Origin of the sequence: Phenylobacterium sp., assembly GCF_022402485.1 — a bacterium.
Classification (GTDB): Bacteria; Pseudomonadota; Alphaproteobacteria; order Caulobacterales; family Caulobacteraceae; genus Phenylobacterium.
In genome coordinates, this window is the sequence record NZ_JAKRSA010000031.1 from 109,411 (window position 1) to 125,251 (window position 15,841).

At 66.5% G+C, this 15,841-nt stretch carries 15 protein-coding genes; 11 read left to right on the forward strand and 4 right to left on the reverse strand.

The genetic code is table 11. The annotated features are described in order from the left end of the window. Nucleotides 1-104: 104 nt before the first annotated feature. Both MH112_RS14000 and MH112_RS14005 read left to right on the forward strand, forming a co-directional pair. Nucleotides 105-1,313: an NAD-dependent epimerase/dehydratase family protein gene (locus tag MH112_RS14000; protein WP_296568854.1), complete on the forward strand. Its 1,209-nt coding sequence runs from the start codon at nt 105-107 to the stop codon at nt 1,311-1,313. Nucleotides 1,314-1,322: 9 nt separating this feature from the next. Beyond that, complete coding sequence (locus MH112_RS14005; RefSeq protein ID WP_296568857.1) at nt 1,323-2,183, forward strand: SDR family oxidoreductase; 861 nt, start codon at nt 1,323-1,325, stop codon at nt 2,181-2,183. Here the strand turns inward: MH112_RS14005 and MH112_RS14010 are convergent. Beyond that, nucleotides 2,168-2,923, reverse strand: a complete 756-nt coding sequence (locus MH112_RS14010; protein WP_296568859.1) for an alpha/beta hydrolase — start codon at nt 2,921-2,923, stop codon at nt 2,168-2,170. The two genes, MH112_RS14005 and MH112_RS14010, sit on opposite strands and share 16 nt — an antisense overlap. Nucleotides 2,924-2,992: 69 nt before the next feature. Between MH112_RS14010 and MH112_RS14015 the strand changes: the two genes are divergently transcribed. The 9 genes from MH112_RS14015 to pheT all read left to right on the forward strand — a co-directional run bounded on the left by MH112_RS14015 (nt 2,993) and on the right by pheT (nt 12,904). After that, nucleotides 2,993-4,168 (forward strand): glycosyltransferase family 4 protein, encoded by a 1,176-nt coding sequence (locus MH112_RS14015; protein WP_296568896.1) that lies wholly within the window; start codon nt 2,993-2,995, stop codon nt 4,166-4,168. Then, nucleotides 4,168-5,190: a glycosyltransferase family 9 protein gene (locus MH112_RS14020; protein ID WP_296568861.1), complete on the forward strand. Its 1,023-nt coding sequence runs from the start codon at nt 4,168-4,170 to the stop codon at nt 5,188-5,190. Before MH112_RS14015 ends, MH112_RS14020 begins: the two co-directional genes overlap by 1 nt. Nucleotides 5,191-5,295: 105 nt before the next feature. Continuing rightward, nucleotides 5,296-5,817 (forward strand): translation initiation factor IF-3, encoded by a 522-nt coding sequence (infC, locus tag MH112_RS14025; RefSeq protein ID WP_296568899.1) that lies wholly within the window; start codon nt 5,296-5,298, stop codon nt 5,815-5,817. A 174-nt stretch (nt 5,818-5,991) separates the two neighbouring features. Then, nucleotides 5,992-7,260, forward strand: a complete 1,269-nt coding sequence (locus tag MH112_RS14030) for an MFS transporter (protein WP_296568863.1) — start codon at nt 5,992-5,994, stop codon at nt 7,258-7,260. After that, entirely contained in the window at nt 7,257-8,471 is a 1,215-nt protein-coding gene (locus MH112_RS14035) for an MFS transporter (RefSeq protein WP_296568866.1), read from the forward strand. The genes MH112_RS14030 and MH112_RS14035 overlap by 4 nt, the downstream gene beginning before the upstream one ends. Before the next feature lie 133 nt (nt 8,472-8,604). Then, the gene (rpmI, locus tag MH112_RS14040) at nt 8,605-8,805 is read left to right on the forward strand and encodes a 50S ribosomal protein L35 (RefSeq protein WP_296568869.1); all 201 of its coding nucleotides are present in this window, start codon (nt 8,605-8,607) and stop codon (nt 8,803-8,805) included. Nucleotides 8,806-8,822: 17 nt separating this feature from the next. Then, nucleotides 8,823-9,179, forward strand: coding sequence for a 50S ribosomal protein L20 (gene rplT, locus MH112_RS14045; protein WP_296568872.1), 357 nt, complete (start codon nt 8,823-8,825; stop codon nt 9,177-9,179). 124 nt (nt 9,180-9,303) lie between these two features. Continuing rightward, entirely contained in the window at nt 9,304-10,413 is a 1,110-nt protein-coding gene (gene pheS / locus MH112_RS14050) for a phenylalanine--tRNA ligase subunit alpha (RefSeq protein ID WP_296568875.1), read from the forward strand. Between the two features lie 112 nt (nt 10,414-10,525). Continuing rightward, nucleotides 10,526-12,904 (forward strand): phenylalanine--tRNA ligase subunit beta, encoded by a 2,379-nt coding sequence (pheT, locus tag MH112_RS14055; protein ID WP_296568878.1) that lies wholly within the window; start codon nt 10,526-10,528, stop codon nt 12,902-12,904. A 34-nt stretch (nt 12,905-12,938) separates the two neighbouring features. Here the strand turns inward: pheT and MH112_RS14060 are convergent, their stop codons facing one another. From MH112_RS14060 to MH112_RS14070, 3 genes are all read right to left on the reverse strand, one after another. Then, nucleotides 12,939-13,568 carry a DUF1134 domain-containing protein gene (locus tag MH112_RS14060; protein WP_296568881.1) on the reverse strand — a complete coding sequence of 210 codons (630 nt, stop codon included), beginning with the start codon at nt 13,566-13,568 and terminating at the stop codon, nt 12,939-12,941. Between the two features lie 118 nt (nt 13,569-13,686). Continuing rightward, nucleotides 13,687-15,141, reverse strand: a complete 1,455-nt coding sequence (locus MH112_RS14065; RefSeq protein ID WP_296568884.1) for a CehA/McbA family metallohydrolase — start codon at nt 15,139-15,141, stop codon at nt 13,687-13,689. 106 nt (nt 15,142-15,247) lie between these two features. After that, a partial coding sequence (locus tag MH112_RS14070; RefSeq protein WP_296568887.1) for a methyl-accepting chemotaxis protein occupies nt 15,248-15,841 on the reverse strand: 594 nt, incomplete at its 5' end.

A 15,841-nucleotide genomic window follows, 5' to 3' on the forward strand; every position in this document is an offset into this window, starting at 1 on the left:
CGTGCGGGTTTTGATCCAGCGCAATCGAGCGCTCAACGCTTCCCCAACGCTCTGGCGTTTGTTAGCCGTGGCGCAGATGAAGTCCTGCACGGATCGGAGCGGCGATGCGCGTACTCATTCTCGGCGGAGATGGCTTTTGTGGATGGCCCACAGCCCTCCATCTCTCTGCCCGCGGCCACGAGGTGGCCATTGTCGACAACCTGTCCAGGCGACGGATTGATGGGGAGCTGGGGGTTCAGTCCCTGACCCCTGTCCGGGACATCCACGAGCGAATCGCAGCCTGGAAAGAGGTGTCGGGCCACGAGATCGGCTTTCACGACATCACCGTGGGCAAGGATTACGACGCCCTGCTGGATCTCTTGAAGACCTGGCGACCGGACTCCATCGTCCATTTCGCCGAACAGCGGGCCGCGCCCTATTCGATGAAGTCGGCCCAGCATAAGCGCTACACCGTCGACAACAACCTGAACGCCACCAATGACGTGCTGGCGGCCATCGTGGACTCAGGCCTGGACATCCATCTGGCCCACCTGGGGACCATGGGGGTCTATGGCTACGGCACGGCAGGCGCGGCGATCCCGGAGGGCTATCTGACGGTCAAGATCGAGACCCCTGAGGGCTGGGTCGAGCGGGAGATCCTCTATCCGGCCAATCCGGGGTCGATCTATCACATGACCAAGACCCAGGACGCCCTGCTGTTCCAGTTCTACGCCAAGAACGACCACCTGCGGATCACCGATCTGCACCAGGGCATCGTCTGGGGCACCCAGACGGAGGAAACCCGGCAGGACGAGCGGCTGATCAATCGGTTTGACTATGACGGCGACTACGGCACGGTTCTGAACCGCTTCCTGATGCAGTCGGCTGTGGGCTATCCCCTGACCATCCATGGGGCGGGCGGCCAGACCCGGGCCTTCATCCATATTCAGGACACCGTGCGCTGCGTCGAGCTGGCGCTGGCCCATCCCCCCGAGCGGGGCGAGCGGGTTAAGGTCATGAACCAGATGACCGAGACCTGGCGGGTGCGCGACCTGGCCCAGATGATCGCCGGCCTGACCCAAGCCGAGGTGGCCCATCTGCCCAATCCCCGGGCTGAGGCCGACGAAAACGACCTGCTGGTCGAGAACAAATGCCTGTTGGACTACGGCCTGAATCCCATCCGGCTGGCCGACGGCTTGCTGCTGGAGGTGGCCGAGATCGCCCGGGCCTATGCCGACCGCGCTGACCTGAGCAAGATCCCTTGCGAGTCCCACTGGAACGCCGAGCGGGCAGCGGCAGCCACCGATACGGGCAAGGCGGTGGCGGCCGAATAGGCCGGGCCCGTGCGGCTGTTCACCTTTGGCTACGGGTTTTCCGCAGCCGCGCTGGGGACCCAGCTGGCAAGGGCGGGCTGGAGCCTTGCGGCCAGCTATCGCCGGGAGGCGGACGGCGAGCGGTTGAGGGCGCTCGGGGTCGAGGCCGTATCGGTCAATGACCCAGAGGCCCTGGCCACTGAGCTGAAGATCGCCAAGGCGGTCCTGGTCACGGCCGCCCCGGATGCTCAGGGCTGTCCCGGGCTTCGCACCCTGGTCCCGGCTCTGGCCCGGGGCGGCGCCTTTCCCGACTGGGTGGGGTATCTCTCCACCACCGGGGTCTATGGGGACCGTCAGGGGGGCTGGGTCTTCGAGACCAGCCGGCTGTTGGCCCAATCCATGGAGGGGGCCAGACGGGTGGCGGCCGAGCGGGACTGGCTGGACGTGGGCAAGGGCATGGGCCTGACCACCACCATCTTCCGTCTACCCGGCATCTATGGCCCAGGCCGGTCCACCTTTGATCGTCTGCGCGAGGGCCGGGCCAAGCGGATCACAGCGCCTGGTCAGGTGTTTTCACGCATCCACGTGGATGATCTGGCCGCAGGGCTCGTGGCGTCCATGGCCCGACCCAGGGCCGGCGGGATCTACAATCTGTGTGATGATGCGCCGGCCCCCAACAGCGAGGTGGTGGCCTATGCGGCAGGTCTTCTGGGTCTGCCGGTTCCGCCGGAAATTTCGCTGGGGGACGCCCAGCTCAAGGGGCCGGCACAGCGCTTCTATGCTGAGACCAAGCGGGTCTCCAACGCCCGGGCCAAGGCGGAACTGGGGTGGCGACCGGCTTATCCGACCTATCGGGAGGGCCTGGCGGCCATCCTTCAGGCCGGGGGGTGAACCAACTCTTCCAGCGCAGCTGTCAGGCGGGCCAGATCCTGAGGCCGCGACAGACGATGATCCCCATCTGTGATCAGCTGGAACACCACATCAGGCGTCTGGATCGCCCAGGCGAGCTCCAGGGCATGGCGCCAGGGCACATCGGGATCTGCGCCACCCTGAAGTATGCGAGTGGGCACCTGGACAGGAACGGGCCCCGGCAGGATCGACCAGCGGTCACCGTCCTCCAGCAGGGCGGCGGTGATGGGATAGGGCTCGCCATAGTCAGACGGACGCATCCAGACCCCGGTCTCAACCAGGGCCAGACGGGCTGCAGCGTCGATCTCGGGGCCCATGAGTTTTTCGGTGAAGTCCGGGGCTGGCGCGATCAGGACGAGGCCCCTCACCTGATCTGGACGGGCCAGGGCCGCAAGGCAGGCGATCCAGCCGCCCATGGACGACCCCACGACGACCACGGGGCCAGGCGTCAGTTCATCGAGGACCGCCAGGGCATCCTCCCGCCAGCGGCTGATCGTGCCCTGAGCGAAGTCGCCCTCAGACTCTCCATGGCCGAAATAGTCGAACCGCACATAGGCCTGACCCCGCGCCAGGGCCCAGTCGGCCAACACCTCCGCCTTGGTCCCGGCCATGTCGGAGCGGAACCCCCCCATCCAGACCACGGTAGGACCGCGCCCACCCACACGTCGATAGGCCAGGGCCGTGCCATCAGGACGGCGCAGATATCCGGTTTCTTCATGCATGGCCCCCTATAGCGCGCCATGAGCCCCCAACCCAGATCGTCTGGGGTTTACGAGGGCGTGTTCTACGATATGCAGGTCGCCGTGACATTGCCCCCGGACTTCACCCTTCTGCAGGTCGTGCCCGAGCTCGACACGGGCGGGGCCGAGCAGACCACGATCGATATCGCCCATGCGGTGGTGCGCGCCGGCGGCAAGGCGCTGGTGGCCACCCGGGGCGGTCGGATGGCCGCGCGCCTGGAATCGGACGGGGGGCGTCTGGCCCAGATGCCGGTCCAGACCAAGAACCCCCTGGTCATGCTGGGAAACGCTGCCCGGCTGGTGGACCTGATCCGCCGCGAGCAGGTGAGCCTTGTCCACGCCAGGTCGCGGGCTCCGGCCTTCTCAGCCCTGTGGGCGGCCCATGCCACCCGCACACCCTTTGTGGCCACCTATCACGGGGTCTATAACGCCAAGACCCGGCTGAAACGCTGGTACAACGCCGTCATGACTCGCGGTGACCTGGTGATCGCCAATTCCGACTTCACCCGCGACCATGTGCTGAGTGAACATCACATCGACCCAGAGCGTATCGTCAGCATCCCCAGAGGCGTCGACCTTGAGCGGTTCAATCCCAACTGGGTGACCCCTGAACGTGTGGACGCCCTGCGTCGGGCCTGGAACATCCCGCCCAATCCCAACGTGACCACCTTCCTGCTGGCCGCGCGCCTGACCCGCATCAAGGGGCACAGTACGGTCATCGCCGCTGCGGCCCGGCTGAAGGCAGCGGGCCAGGGCACCTTCCGTATCCTTCTGGTCGGTGATGATCAGGGGCGCAGCGCCTATCGTGCTGAACTGGTCGCCCAGATCGAAGCCGAGGGGCTGGGGGATCAGGTGTTTCTTGTGGGCCATTGCGATGACATGCCAGCAGCCTATCTTCTCGCCGATGTCGCCATTCTGCCCTCTATCGTCCCGGAATCCTTTGGCCGCACCGCTGTGGAGCCCCAGGTCATGGGCCGGCCCGTGGTCGCTTCTCAGCTGGGCGGAATGACGGAAACGGTGATCTCCGGTGAGACCGGCTGGCTGGCGGCACCCGGCGATGTGGAGGCGTGGACCAGCACCCTGAGACGGGCCATGGAGGCCGGCCCTGCACGTCTGCAGGCTATGGGGCGGACGGCCGCCAACCGGGCGCGGCGGCTCTATTCGGTGGACGCCATGTGCGCGGCGACCCTGCAGGCCTATGAGCGTGTTTTGGAGGCCCGAACCTGATGGCGCCCCGCGAGACCAAGCTACGGGAGATCAAACCCCGGGAGATCAAAAAGGTCCTGATCATCAAGCTGTCGGCCATGGGGGACTTCATCCTTGCCCTGGCCGCGGCCAAGAAGATTCGCCAGGCCCATCCGAGGGCGAGGATCACCCTGTTGACCACGCCGCCCTTCGAGGGCCTGGCCAAGCAGTGCCCCTATTTCAACGTTGTCGAGACCGACGGGCGGCCCGCGGGAATCGAGGAGTGGCTGTCCCTGGTGGGGCGGCTGCGCAAGGCCAAGTACGATCGGGTCTATGACCTGCAAACCTCATCGCGTTCGAACCTGATTTTCCACGGATTGCGCCCGTTCCCGCCTGAGTGGTCGGGGGTGGCCGCAGGCTGCGCCCTGCCCCATCGCAATCCCCGTCGGGACAAGATGCACACCCTTGAGCGTCACGCCGACCAGCTCAAGGACGCCGGCATCTGGTCCGATGCGCCGACAGAACCTGGCACAGCGCCCGGTCCCGATGTGGCCTGGATCCTGCGCAAGGCCGAAGATCCCAGGCCCGTGGCGGGCGGCATTCAGCCTCGGCCCTATGTCCTGATGGCCCCCGGCGGTTCGGCCCATCGCCCCGAGAAACGCTGGCCCGTGGAACTGTATGGAGAGCTGGCCCAGATCCTCTACGCTGCGGGCTTTGACATCGTCGTCATCGGCGGGCCGCAGGAAAGCGCCATGGCGCGAACCATTCAGCGCCGCGTGGGCAAGGCCCGTGACCTCACGGGGCGCACCGATCTGGCGCGAATCGCCCTGCTGGGGGCCAGGGCCGCCCTGGTGATCGGCAATGACACAGGACCCGTGCATCTGGCGGCTGCGGCAGGGCCACCGACCATTGTCCTGTTCTCCAAAGCCTCCGATCCGATTCTCTCGGCACCGCGGGGCCATGTTGCCGTGCTGCAGGCCGATGATCTCGCCCAAATGCCTGTGGCTCAGGTGCTGCAGACCGCCCGGGCTCTGGCCAGGTTTCCCGACGGCTCGAATGCTTGATCGCCTCCGAGCGCTTCGTCATATAGTCTAAGGTCAGAAGGGTGCGACCACGCGCCCTCAATACGCATTGAAACAGACTTAGGAGCTTTGCCGATTCGCCGCCCCATGCAGGCGCCGCCCCAGAAGGATGGGCCGCGCATCAACGAGGATATCCGTGTTCCGCGCGTTCTGCTGATTGACCAGCAGGGCGAAAAGCAGGGCGTCATGCCCACGTCATCGGCTCTGGAAGCCGCTGCGGAAGCTGGCCTCGATCTGGTCGAGATCGTGCCCAACGCGGATCCGCCCGTTTGCAAGATTCTGGACTATGGAAAGTTCAAGTTCCAGGAACAGAAGAAAAAGAACGAGGCGCGCAAGCGGCAGAAGGTGGTGGAGATCAAGGAGATCAAACTCCGCCCCAACATCGACACCCACGACTACGAGGTGAAGTCGCGCTCGATGCACCGCTTCTTCGATGAGGGCGACAAGGTGAAGGTCACCCTGCGCTTCCGGGGCCGTGAACTGGCGCACCCGGAGCTGGGCATGAAGCTGCTGCAGAAGGTCAAGGCCGACTTCGAAGAGGTGGCCAAGGTCGAATATGAGCCCCGCATGGAGGGCCGCCAGATGATCATGATCCTGGCGCCCCGCTAAGTCAGGCTTCCAGATCAGACCAGCAGGGCCGGCGGTGACGCCGGCCCTTTTCTTTGTCCATCGGCCCGGCTTCCGCAGAACGGGCAGTGGTCACAAGGCACCCTGACCCAGCCGTCAGAAAATCTCGGTATGAGAGGTCTTGCCCGAATTAGAGGCTACGCCTAACACCGGATCATGTCGAAGACTGCGCCTGGCGCGGCGACTCCGTCCGCAATGGCCGCGCCGTCGCTGATCGCCGTCATCTTCATTAATATGCTGGGCTTCGGGATCATCGTTCCGTTGCTGCCCTTCTACGCCAAGTCGTTTGATGCCCCGGCATGGCAGATCGCCCTGATCTTTTCGGCCTATTCTGCAGGTGCCTTCTTCGGCGAGCCCTTCTGGGGGCGGCTGTCGGACCGCTATGGCCGCAAGCCCATTCTGATCAGCACCATCCTTGGCAACTGCCTCTGCTACCTCGCCCTGGCCTTTGCCCCCAATGTCTGGGTTGCCCTGGCCGTTCGCTTCCTGGGGGGGCTGGCCAGCGGCAATGGGTCGGTGATCCAGGGCTATATCGCCGATGTGACCCCGCCCGAAAAGCGGACCCGGCGGATGTCCCACATGGGCGCAGCCTGGAACATTGGCCTGATCGTCGGGCCCTCGGTCGGTGGTATCTTCGCCCATCCCGAAGCCGGCCCCCTGGGGTTCCGGCTGCCGCTGCTGATCGCGTCTGGTCTGGCGGCGGCATCCGCCCTGTCGATCCTGGTGTTCATCCGCGAGAGCCGCGCCCGGGAGGAGGTGTTCGAGCACCAGCCCAGCCGTTGGTCGGCTATCGGCGAAGCTGTCCGCCATCCGGTGGTGGGCCGGTTGATGCTGCTGACCTTCATGGTCGGGTTTGCCTTTACCGGGGTGGAGTCGATCTTCGGCCTCTGGACCCAGGCGCGGTTCGACTGGGGACCCCGGGAGATCGGGGTCTGCTTTGCCTTTGTCGGCATCTGCGCGGCCACCACTCAGATGTTCATCACCGGCCGTCTGTCTGAGCGGTATGGCGAGGGACCCATGCTGGCCGTGGGCATGGTGGTGACCCTCCTAAGCGCGCTGGCCCACCCCTTCGCCCCCAACGGCGCGGTGGTCATCGCCCTGATGTGCGCCATGGCCATTGGCCAGTCGGTGGCCTTCCCCAATGTCGCCGCGATCATCTCCCGCAGTGCCGACCCCAGCCGGACCGGACAGATCCTGGGGCTGAATAACGCCATGGGGGCCCTGGCCCGGGTGATCGGGCCCCTTTGCGCCGGCTTGGCCTTTGCCGGGATCTCCATCAATGGCCCCTTCTTCCTGGCCGCCTTCATCCTGGCGCCTGCCATCTGGCTGGCCCTGTCGGCCAGCCGCAGGGCGCCGCCGCTGGCCCCCGCAGCCCCTGAGGCGCAGGGCGAAGACGTGATGAAAACCGAGGCCGAGCGGCCATGACTGGGGCCGCGCCGCAGGGGGATCTGCGGGCGCTGGTCGTGCTGCTGTCAGTGATCTTCCTGAACATGGCGGGGTTTGGCCTCGTCATCCCGCTGCTGCCATTCTTCGGGCAGGCCTTTGACGCGCCAGCCTGGCAGATCACCCTGATGTTCTCCGCATACTCTGTGGGGCAGTTTCTGGGCGAGCCGTTCTGGGGCAAGCTCTCCGACAGGATCGGGCGACGGCCAGTTCTGATCGCCACGACATTGGGGGGCGCTCTGGCCTATGTGGCCCTGGCGTTCGCGCCCGGCATCTGGGCCGCGCTGGTGGTGCGCCTGGTGAGCGGCTTCCTGTCGGGCAACATCTCGACCCTGCAAGGCTATCTGGCGGACATCACCCCTGCCCATCAGCGGGCGGGGCGCATGGCGGTCATGGGGTCCGCGTTCTCGCTGGGCTTCATGGTAGGCCCCGGCCTGGGGGGCCTGCTGGCCAGGCCCGAGCTTGGCCCCACCGGCTTCCACATTCCCCTGTTTGCCGCCGCAGCCTTTGGTTTGGCTTCAGCGCTTGGTGTCGTCCTGTTCATGCGCGAGACCATCACAGCCCGACCTGAGGGAACGCCCCGCCCGCCGGCACCGCCTCGGGGGACGGCCCTGAGAGCCGCCCTGGCCGACCCGGTGATCGTCCGGGTCTTTCTGATCAGTTTCGTGACCATCTCGGGCTTTGCCGGGATCGAGGCCACCTATGGGCTCTGGACCGAGGCGCGCTTCGGCTGGGGACCCAAGGAGATCGGACTGGCGTTCATGCTGGCCGGCGTGATCGGCGCCGTGGCCCAGGGGTCGCTGACCGGCATGCTGGTGCGTCGCTATGGGGAGGGGCGCGTGCTCCTGGCCGGCCTCTGTCTGATGTTTATGGGCATGATCACCCAGTTCACCGCCCCAAGCTGGCCTATGGCGGTGGTTGGCCTGGCCATTGTTGTCCTGGGGCAGTCGATTACCTTCCCCAACCTGGTGGCCCTGATCTCCATGGCCACCCCGCCGGAACGCCAGGGCGAAGTCCTGGGCCTGAACATGTCCAATAGCGCCCTGGCCCGGATCGGCGGACCCATTCTGGCCGGTCAGCTCTTCTCGCTGGTGTCCCCAGGGGCGCCCTTCGCCCTGACGGCCCTGCTGATCCTGCCGGCCATCTGGCTGTGCCTGCAGATCATGCGGATCGCCCCGGATCGCCGGGCCTGAGGCCGCAGGCGGACTTGCCTTTTGAGCCAAGCTGGCGTAGCACCCGCCCCTTCGGAGCCGTCTGGCCAACAGGCATGCCAGGACGGCTCATCAATACACCAGAGGACGGGGTGCCTGGCGCTCCGCAAGTGAAATGCCGAAACTGAAGACGAAGTCAGGCGCCAAAAAGCGCTTCAAACTGACGGCGACGGGCAAGATCAAGGCCGGCGTCGCAGGCAAGCGCCACCGGCTGATCAGCCATAACAGCAAGTACATCCGCCAGAACCGCGGCACCAAGGTCATGAGCGCGGCCGATGCCCGCATCATCAAGACCTTCCTGCCCTACGGCCTGTGATCGGGAGCACATAAGATATGGCACGCGTTAAACGCGGTGTGGTTGCCCACGCCCGACACAAAAAAGTTCTCGAGCAGGCCAAGGGCTTCTACGGCCGCCGCAAGAACACCATCCGGACCGCCAAGGCCGCCGTCGACAAGGCCGGCCAGTACGCCTATCGCGACCGCAAGGTGCGCAAGCGTAACTTCCGCTCCCTGTGGATCCAGCGGATCAACGCCGCAGCGCGTCTGGAAGGCATGACCTATTCGACCTTTATCTTCGGCCTCGACAAGGCCGGGATCGAGATGGATCGCAAGGTGCTGGCCGACATCGCCGGCAACGATCCGATCGGTTTCAAGGCCATCGCCGACAAGGTTCGCGCCGCGCTGGCTTAAGGATTGCGGAGGGCGTCAGAGCTCTTCTCCGATCTCACTGAAAAGCCCTCCGGCGTCGCCGTCGGAGGGCTTTTTGCTGCCCGCCCTTTCCGCCGCTACGCCCACGCGATAGAGCACCCAGGCCATGACCAATCTCAACACTCTAAAGACCGACCTGATCGCCCAGGTGGACGCCGCCGCCGACGCCGCCGCCCTGGAGGCGATCCGCATTTCAGCCCTTGGTAAGAGCGGCCAGATCTCCGAGCTCTTGAAGTCGCTCGGCAAGATGAGCCCCGACGAACGCCGGGAGCAGGGGCCCGCGATCAACGGCCTGCGGGACGCCGTCGCCGCCCGCCTGGCCGAGCGCAAGGCGCAGATGGAGGCCGCTGAGCTCGACCGGCGCCTGGCCGCCGAGGGCGTCGACCTCTCCCTGCCCGCCCCGACCAGGCGACGGGGCAGCGTCCATCCCACCATGCAGGTGATGGACGAAATGGTCTCCATCTTTGCCGAGATGGGCTTCTCGGTGGCCGAGGGGCCGGACATCGAGACCGACTTCAACAACTTCACCGCCCTGAACTTCCCGCCCAAGCATCCGGCGCGGGAGATGCACGACACCTTCTTCATGGCCGCCGACGAGGCCGGCGAGCGCAAGGTGCTGCGCACCCACACCAGCCCGGTGCAGGTGCGGGTGATGCGCCAGATCAACGAAAAGGTCCCGGCCTGGGTCGCCACCGGCCAGGAGCCGCCGATCCGCGTGGTGGTGCCTGGCCGCACCTATCGCTGTGACTCCGACGCCACCCACACGCCGATGTTTCACCAGATGGAGGGCCTGGTGATCGACAAGGCGGTCCATATGGGCCACCTGAAATGGACCCTTGAGACCTTCATCTCGCGGTTCTTCGAGACCGAGGGCGTGGTCAGCCGCTTCCGCCCGCACCACTTCCCCTTCACCGAGCCGTCGGCCGAGATGGACGTGCAGTGCGACCGCTCCGGCGGCGACATCAAGATCGGCCAGGGCACTGACTGGCTGGAGGTGGTCGGCTGCGGGATGGTGCATCCCAATGTGCTGCGCAACTGCGGCCTGGACCCCGAGATCTGGCAGGGCTTTGCCTTCGGTTTCGGCGTGGATCGCCTGGGCATGCTGAAATATGGCATGCCTGACCTGCGCGACATGTTCGCCGGCGACACCCGGTGGCTTGGTCACTACGGCTTCTCTCCCTTTGCCGCCCCCAACCCGGCCACGGGACTGAGCTGACCTCCCTTCGAAGCGCCCCAGCCTGGGGTGCCCCCCGGCGCAAGCGCGAGGTTCGCCTCGCCGCTCGCCCAGCCCCCCTCTCAGGAGGGGATCGATCTGACGAGCTGATCCGATGAAGTTCACCCTGTCCTGGCTCAAGGAACACCTGGAAACCCAGGCCACTGTCGATCAGGTGGTCGAGGCCATGACCATGGCCGGCCTGGAGGTGGAGCATGTGGAAAATCCGGCGGCCAAGCTGGCAGCCTTCTCCGTGGCCAAGATCGTCGAGGCGGTGCAGCACCCCAACGCCGACCGTCTGCGGGTCTGCCAGGTGGACACCAGGGACGGCCGCAAGGAGATCGTCTGCGGCGCCCCCAATGCGCGGCCTGGCCTGACCACCATCTATGCGCCGCTGGGCGCCTATGTGCCGGGCTCCGGTATTACGCTGGAGGCCCGCCCGGTGCGCGGGGTGGTGTCCAACGGCATGCTTTGCTCGGCCTCAGAACTGGAAGCCGCCGAGGAGTCCGACGGCATCATGGAGCTGCCCGGAGATCTCGCCGTCGGGACCTCAGCCGCCGAGGCGCTCGGCCTGGAGGCCGTGATCGATTTCGAAGTCACCCCGAACCGTCCTGACTGGCTGGGAGTGGTTGGCATCGCCCGCGACCTTGCGGCCGCCGGCCTCGGCACGCTGCAGGATCCGTCGGTCGCCCCGGTGGCAGGCACCTTCCCCTGCCCGGTCTCGATCCGCCTCGACAGTCCAGAAGCCTGCCCGATTTTTGCTGGACGGCTGATCCGCGGCGTCAGGAACGGGCCCTCGCCCACCTGGCTGCAGCAGAAGCTGGTCTCCATCGGCCTGCGCCCCATCAACACCCTGGTGGATGTCACCAACCTCATCTCCTACGACCGCGCCCGCCCCCTTCACGTCTATGACGCCGCCAAGTTGTCGGGGGGGGTGATCGAGGCCCGCCTGGGGCGTGAGGGTGAGCGCCTTGAGGCCCTGGATGGCAAGACCTACGACATCGGCGGCGAGATGTGCGTCATCGCCGACAGCAGCGGCGCGCGGGCTGTGGGCCTGGGCGGGGTCATGGGCGGCGAGAGCACCGGCTGCTCGGAAGGCACCACCGAGGTGTTTGTCGAGAGCGCCTGGTTCGATCCGATCCGCACCGCCCAGACCGGCCGCACCACCGGCATCACCTCGGACGCGCAGTACCGCTTCGCCCGTGGGGTCGACCCGGGCTTTGTGATCGACGGCCTGGAGCTGGCGACGCGGCTGATCCTGGAGCTTTGCGGTGGCGAGGCCTCAGAGATTCTGGTGGCCGGCCAAGCGCCTGCGGCGCCGGGGCCTATCACCTTCGACCGGGCCTATGTGCGCCAGCTGTCGGGCCTGACCCTGAGCGAGGCCCGGATTGATCAGATCCTGCGGGACCTGGGATTTGCCGTGGATGGCAGCCAAGTGACGCCGCCGACCTGGCGCCGCGATGTGGAAGGCCGTGCCGATCTGGTGGAGGAGGTGGCGCGGATCGAGGGCTTCGCCGCCCTGCCCGCCGAGCCCCTTCCGGAGATGCCCAGACCCGCCGGCGGCGTGCTCAGCGTGCGCCAGGCTCGCATGCGCGCCGCACGACGGGCCATGGCCGCCATGGGCTATGCGGAGACCGTGAGCTGGAGCTTCATGCCCCGGGCAGCGGCGCGGCTGTTCGGCGGTGGCGATGACGCCCTGATGATCGCCAATCCGATCTCGGCGGACCTGGACTGCATGCGGCCCTCGGTCCTGCCCAATCTGGTCGAGGCGGCCGGGCGCAACGCCCGCAAGGGCTTTGCCGATGTCGCCCTGTTCGAGATCGGCCCCATCTATCGCGGCGACCAGCCCGCCGATCAGTCCGCCGTGGTGGCCGGCCTAGTTGCGCCCCACGCGCCGCGGCGCTGGGATGGGGGGGGCGAGGATCCTCTGTTTGCCCTGAAGGCCGACCTGATGGCGCTGCTTGAGGAATTGGGCGCGCCGTCGCTGCAGACGGCTCAGGGGTCCTCGGCATCATGGTGGCATCCCGGGCGTTCAGCGCGCCTGCAGCTGGGGCCCAAGACCGTGGTCGCCGAGTTTGGCGAGCTTCACCCACAGGTGCTCAAGGCCTTGGATGTGGCAGGCCCTGTACTGGCCTTTGAGCTCAATTTCGACGCCCTGCCCGAGGGCAAGCGCAAGGCGGTAAAGACCAAGCCCGCCCTGTCACTGTCGCCGCACATGCCGCTCAGCCGGGACTTCGCCTTTGTGGTGGACGAGGCGGTGGCGGCCGGCGACCTCGTCCGGGCCGTGGCCAGCGCCGACAAGACGCTGATCGCCCAGACACGGGTGTTTGATGTCTATCGTGGAGCCAGCCTGGGCGACGGGGTAAAGTCCCTGGCGGTGGAGATCCTGATCCAGCCGCAGGACCACACCCTGGGCGAAGCCGAGATCGAGGCCCTGTCGGCCAAGGTCGTTGCGGCGGCCGCTAAGGCTGTGGGCGCAAAGCTGCGAAGCTAGGTCGAAGGGCGCGGCGATGGCCGCGCCCGCCGCCTCAGAACGGGAACAGGTTCCGCTGCCGGCTATAGGCCAGGTAGCCGACATTGGCCCCCAGGCGCAGACCAAAGCCCGCGCGGATCGGGGCCAGGATGATATCGCTGGCCTTCTGGTAGTTCACCCCCAGGCCGCCAATCAGGTAGGCCGAGCCCTCAACGCCGGGGAAACGCTGATAGATGGCGTCGGGATAGTGCAGGTTGTAGCAGAGGGTGAAAACCCGGCTGGCATTGGCACCCAGGTCCCAGCCCACGGATGGCCCCTGCCAGAAGACCTCCTGGGTTTGGCGGTTCTTCATATAGAGTAGGCCGCGCCCGTAGCGGGCACCAATGGTGATCGCCGCAGAGCCCTCTTCGCCGGCGATATAGCCGGTCGGGCGGCCATTCTCGGCAAAGATGCGTTCTACCGCGCCGCCAGCCGCCTCGGCGGTGACGCCCAGAAAGTCGGATACGTCCTGGACAATTTCCTCGGGGGAGTAGGTGGCGGCCTGCTGGCCTTCCACCGGATAGTTGGGATCCTGCCCAAGTGGGGTGCCCCCGGGGGCGGGAGTCTGCTGCGCCGTGGCGCAGCTGGCCAGCCCCGTCGAGCCGGCCACCGCCAATCCGCTTATGATCAGCTTGCGACGGTCCATGTCGTGTTCTCCTCGTGACGGTGGGATCGTCCCGTCTCTCGAAGACATGAATGAGGCAGCTTAGCTTAACGCGTGATTAAGCATGTTCTGACCGGGTCGTAGGGGCTCGCGGGACGGTTCAGCGTCCTTCATCCCAATTCAGGTAAATGGGATTGCCTAGGGCCATGAGAGCTCCGTTGGAGTCTCGAAGATCAATCCGGATCCAGCCTCGGGTCCCGTCGCTGACACGGGTGAAGGTCCGTTCACCCGTTCCATCGGCCAGGACAAGAACCTCGCCGCCACCTGCGGACTGCACCACATGGGCGCGGGCTTCGGGGGCATCCTCTGCCGTCACCCGGAAGGTGATTATGGCCCCGGCCGGAGCCTTCAGCACCTGCCCCATGCGCGCAAGACTGGTGCCTGAGCGCGCCTCGAGGTCCAGGGCCTTGAGCCCTGAAGGGGTGAGGTCGACAAACACCCGACCCGACCGCAAGCCCGCCATCAGATCGCCTTGGCTGAGCCGATCTGCGTGAATGACGGTGGCAGGACGGCCCAGGGCACCTGGAGCGCCTGCTGCCCTGTCGGGGTCATGGCTGTCGCTGCCCGCGATCGCCGTCAGGCGGTGACCGGCGTTCAGCAGGCTCTCCCAGAAGGCGACGCCACTGAGCGGCGACTCGGCCCGGCCCCCGAACGCCGCCATGGCACCGCCATTGAACACCTCCACAGCGTGAACCTGCGAAACCTCGGCCGCACCGCGCCAGCCGCACCCCATACAGATCTCGCCGGAGGGCATGCGTGGGTGGTTGATGGAGATCACCGCCCCAAGGGACGCTGCCCTCGCCAGAATGGCGTCGAGGCTCGCCGCGCCGGGTCGTCCCATCTGGAACTCCAGGGGCGCGGTCAGGCCGAGTAGATTCGCGTGGCCCTCAAAAGTGGTGAGCTCCCGCCCTGGAATCAGCAGGAGGTCATCAAAATAGGGCTGGAGTTCCAGCAGACCCTGGGCCTGGGACGCGGCGTTGTGTTCGGTCAAGGCGATGAAATCCAGGCCCCGGTCGGCGGCGGTCTGAACCACGCGGAACAGGGGACAGGGTACGGTAGCGCCTTTTTGGCTGCGGCAGGTCCCGTCGCTGTGGCCGGAATGGACATGGAGGTCCCCCCGCCACCAGGCCGGGCCCTCCTTGAGCGTCACATCGCTGAGGGTGGCCGGAGCATCATCGCGCTCCAGCCAGATTTCGGCGGCATATGTGGTGGTGACGCCGGGTCTGAGATTGGGAACCCCAAGGACGAGAGCCCAGGTTCCTGCGGGCAAGGGGCCAGGAAGATAGCCCGGGGTCGCATGACTGTCAGACAGGATGAAGCGATCGCGGGCACCCCCGCTCCAGCCCCGGAAGCGTTCTGGATCACGCAGGCCAAGATCCACGGTTGTGCGGTGGGCCGCGCCATCATGACGAAAGACGACACTGATCCGTCCGGTCCTCGGGGGGACCGCAAAGGGCAGTTCGAGATAGGTTTCATGCTGCGCCCGCGTGAGGACGCCTTCCAGGCGCAGGTCGGCAGGGCGGGTCGACCCCGAAGCCGAGACCGACGACGGCATAGCAGCAAGCAGGGCCGCTAGCACCCAAAGTAAGGCACCAGCCACCATCATCCTGCGAAGCCCTAGCAAGGCGAGCCCGGCGCCATGGCGAGCGCCCTTGGCTGTCTTAGAATTCTTCCCAGCCCTCGGCGTCGGTCTGGGGGGCCATCTTCAGGGCGGTCGAGCCACGGGTCTGCAAACGAGGCGCAGGGGCGGGGGCCGGAGCTTGGCGGGCCGGGGCCGGGGCCGGCGCAGACGTGCGGATCGGCCGGGCGGCGACACTGTCGATGGTGAAGCGGCTGATCAGGCGGCTGAGCTCATTGGTGTCCTGCGACAGGGCGCGGCTGGCCGCGGTGGACTCTTCGACCATGGCGGCGTTCTGCTGGGTCATCTGGTCCATCTGATTGACAGCCGTATTGACCTCCTGCAGGCCAGTGGCCTGTTCCTGCGCACTGGAGGCGATCTCGCTGACCAGTCCAGTGATCCGGCTGACCTGGCTCACGATGCGGTCCAGGGCGTCGCCGGTCTTGCCGACCAAACCAACCCCCTGAGAGACCTGCTCGGTGGAGGCGCTGATCAGGGCCTTGATCTCCTTGGCGGCCTCGGCCGAGCGCTGGGCCAGCGCCCGAACCTCGGAGGCAACCACGGCAAAGCCGCGACCGGCGTCGCCGGCCCGGGCGGCCTCGACCCCGGCGTTCAGCGCCAGCAGGTTGGTCTGGAA

Coding starts and splice junctions, on each gene's coding strand:
- MH112_RS14015 (WP_296568896.1), top strand. CDS start 2,993: ATGCAGGTCGCCGTGACATTGCCCCCGGACTTCACCCTTCTGCAGGTC.
- MH112_RS14000 (WP_296568854.1), top strand. CDS start 105: ATGCGCGTACTCATTCTCGGCGGAGATGGCTTTTGTGGATGGCCCACA.
- MH112_RS14065 (WP_296568884.1), bottom strand. CDS start 15,141: ATGCCGTCGTCGGTCTCGGCTTCGGGGTCGACCCGCCCTGCCGACCTG.
- MH112_RS14035 (WP_296568866.1), top strand. CDS start 7,257: ATGACTGGGGCCGCGCCGCAGGGGGATCTGCGGGCGCTGGTCGTGCTG.
- infC (WP_296568899.1), top strand. CDS start 5,296: ATGCAGGCGCCGCCCCAGAAGGATGGGCCGCGCATCAACGAGGATATC.
- pheS (WP_296568875.1), top strand. CDS start 9,304: ATGACCAATCTCAACACTCTAAAGACCGACCTGATCGCCCAGGTGGAC.
- rpmI (WP_296568869.1), top strand. CDS start 8,605: ATGCCGAAACTGAAGACGAAGTCAGGCGCCAAAAAGCGCTTCAAACTG.
- MH112_RS14020 (WP_296568861.1), top strand. CDS start 4,168: ATGGCGCCCCGCGAGACCAAGCTACGGGAGATCAAACCCCGGGAGATC.
- MH112_RS14010 (WP_296568859.1), bottom strand. CDS start 2,923: ATGCATGAAGAAACCGGATATCTGCGCCGTCCTGATGGCACGGCCCTG.
- rplT (WP_296568872.1), top strand. CDS start 8,823: ATGGCACGCGTTAAACGCGGTGTGGTTGCCCACGCCCGACACAAAAAA.
- MH112_RS14060 (WP_296568881.1), bottom strand. CDS start 13,568: ATGGACCGTCGCAAGCTGATCATAAGCGGATTGGCGGTGGCCGGCTCG.
- MH112_RS14030 (WP_296568863.1), top strand. CDS start 5,992: ATGTCGAAGACTGCGCCTGGCGCGGCGACTCCGTCCGCAATGGCCGCG.
- pheT (WP_296568878.1), top strand. CDS start 10,526: ATGAAGTTCACCCTGTCCTGGCTCAAGGAACACCTGGAAACCCAGGCC.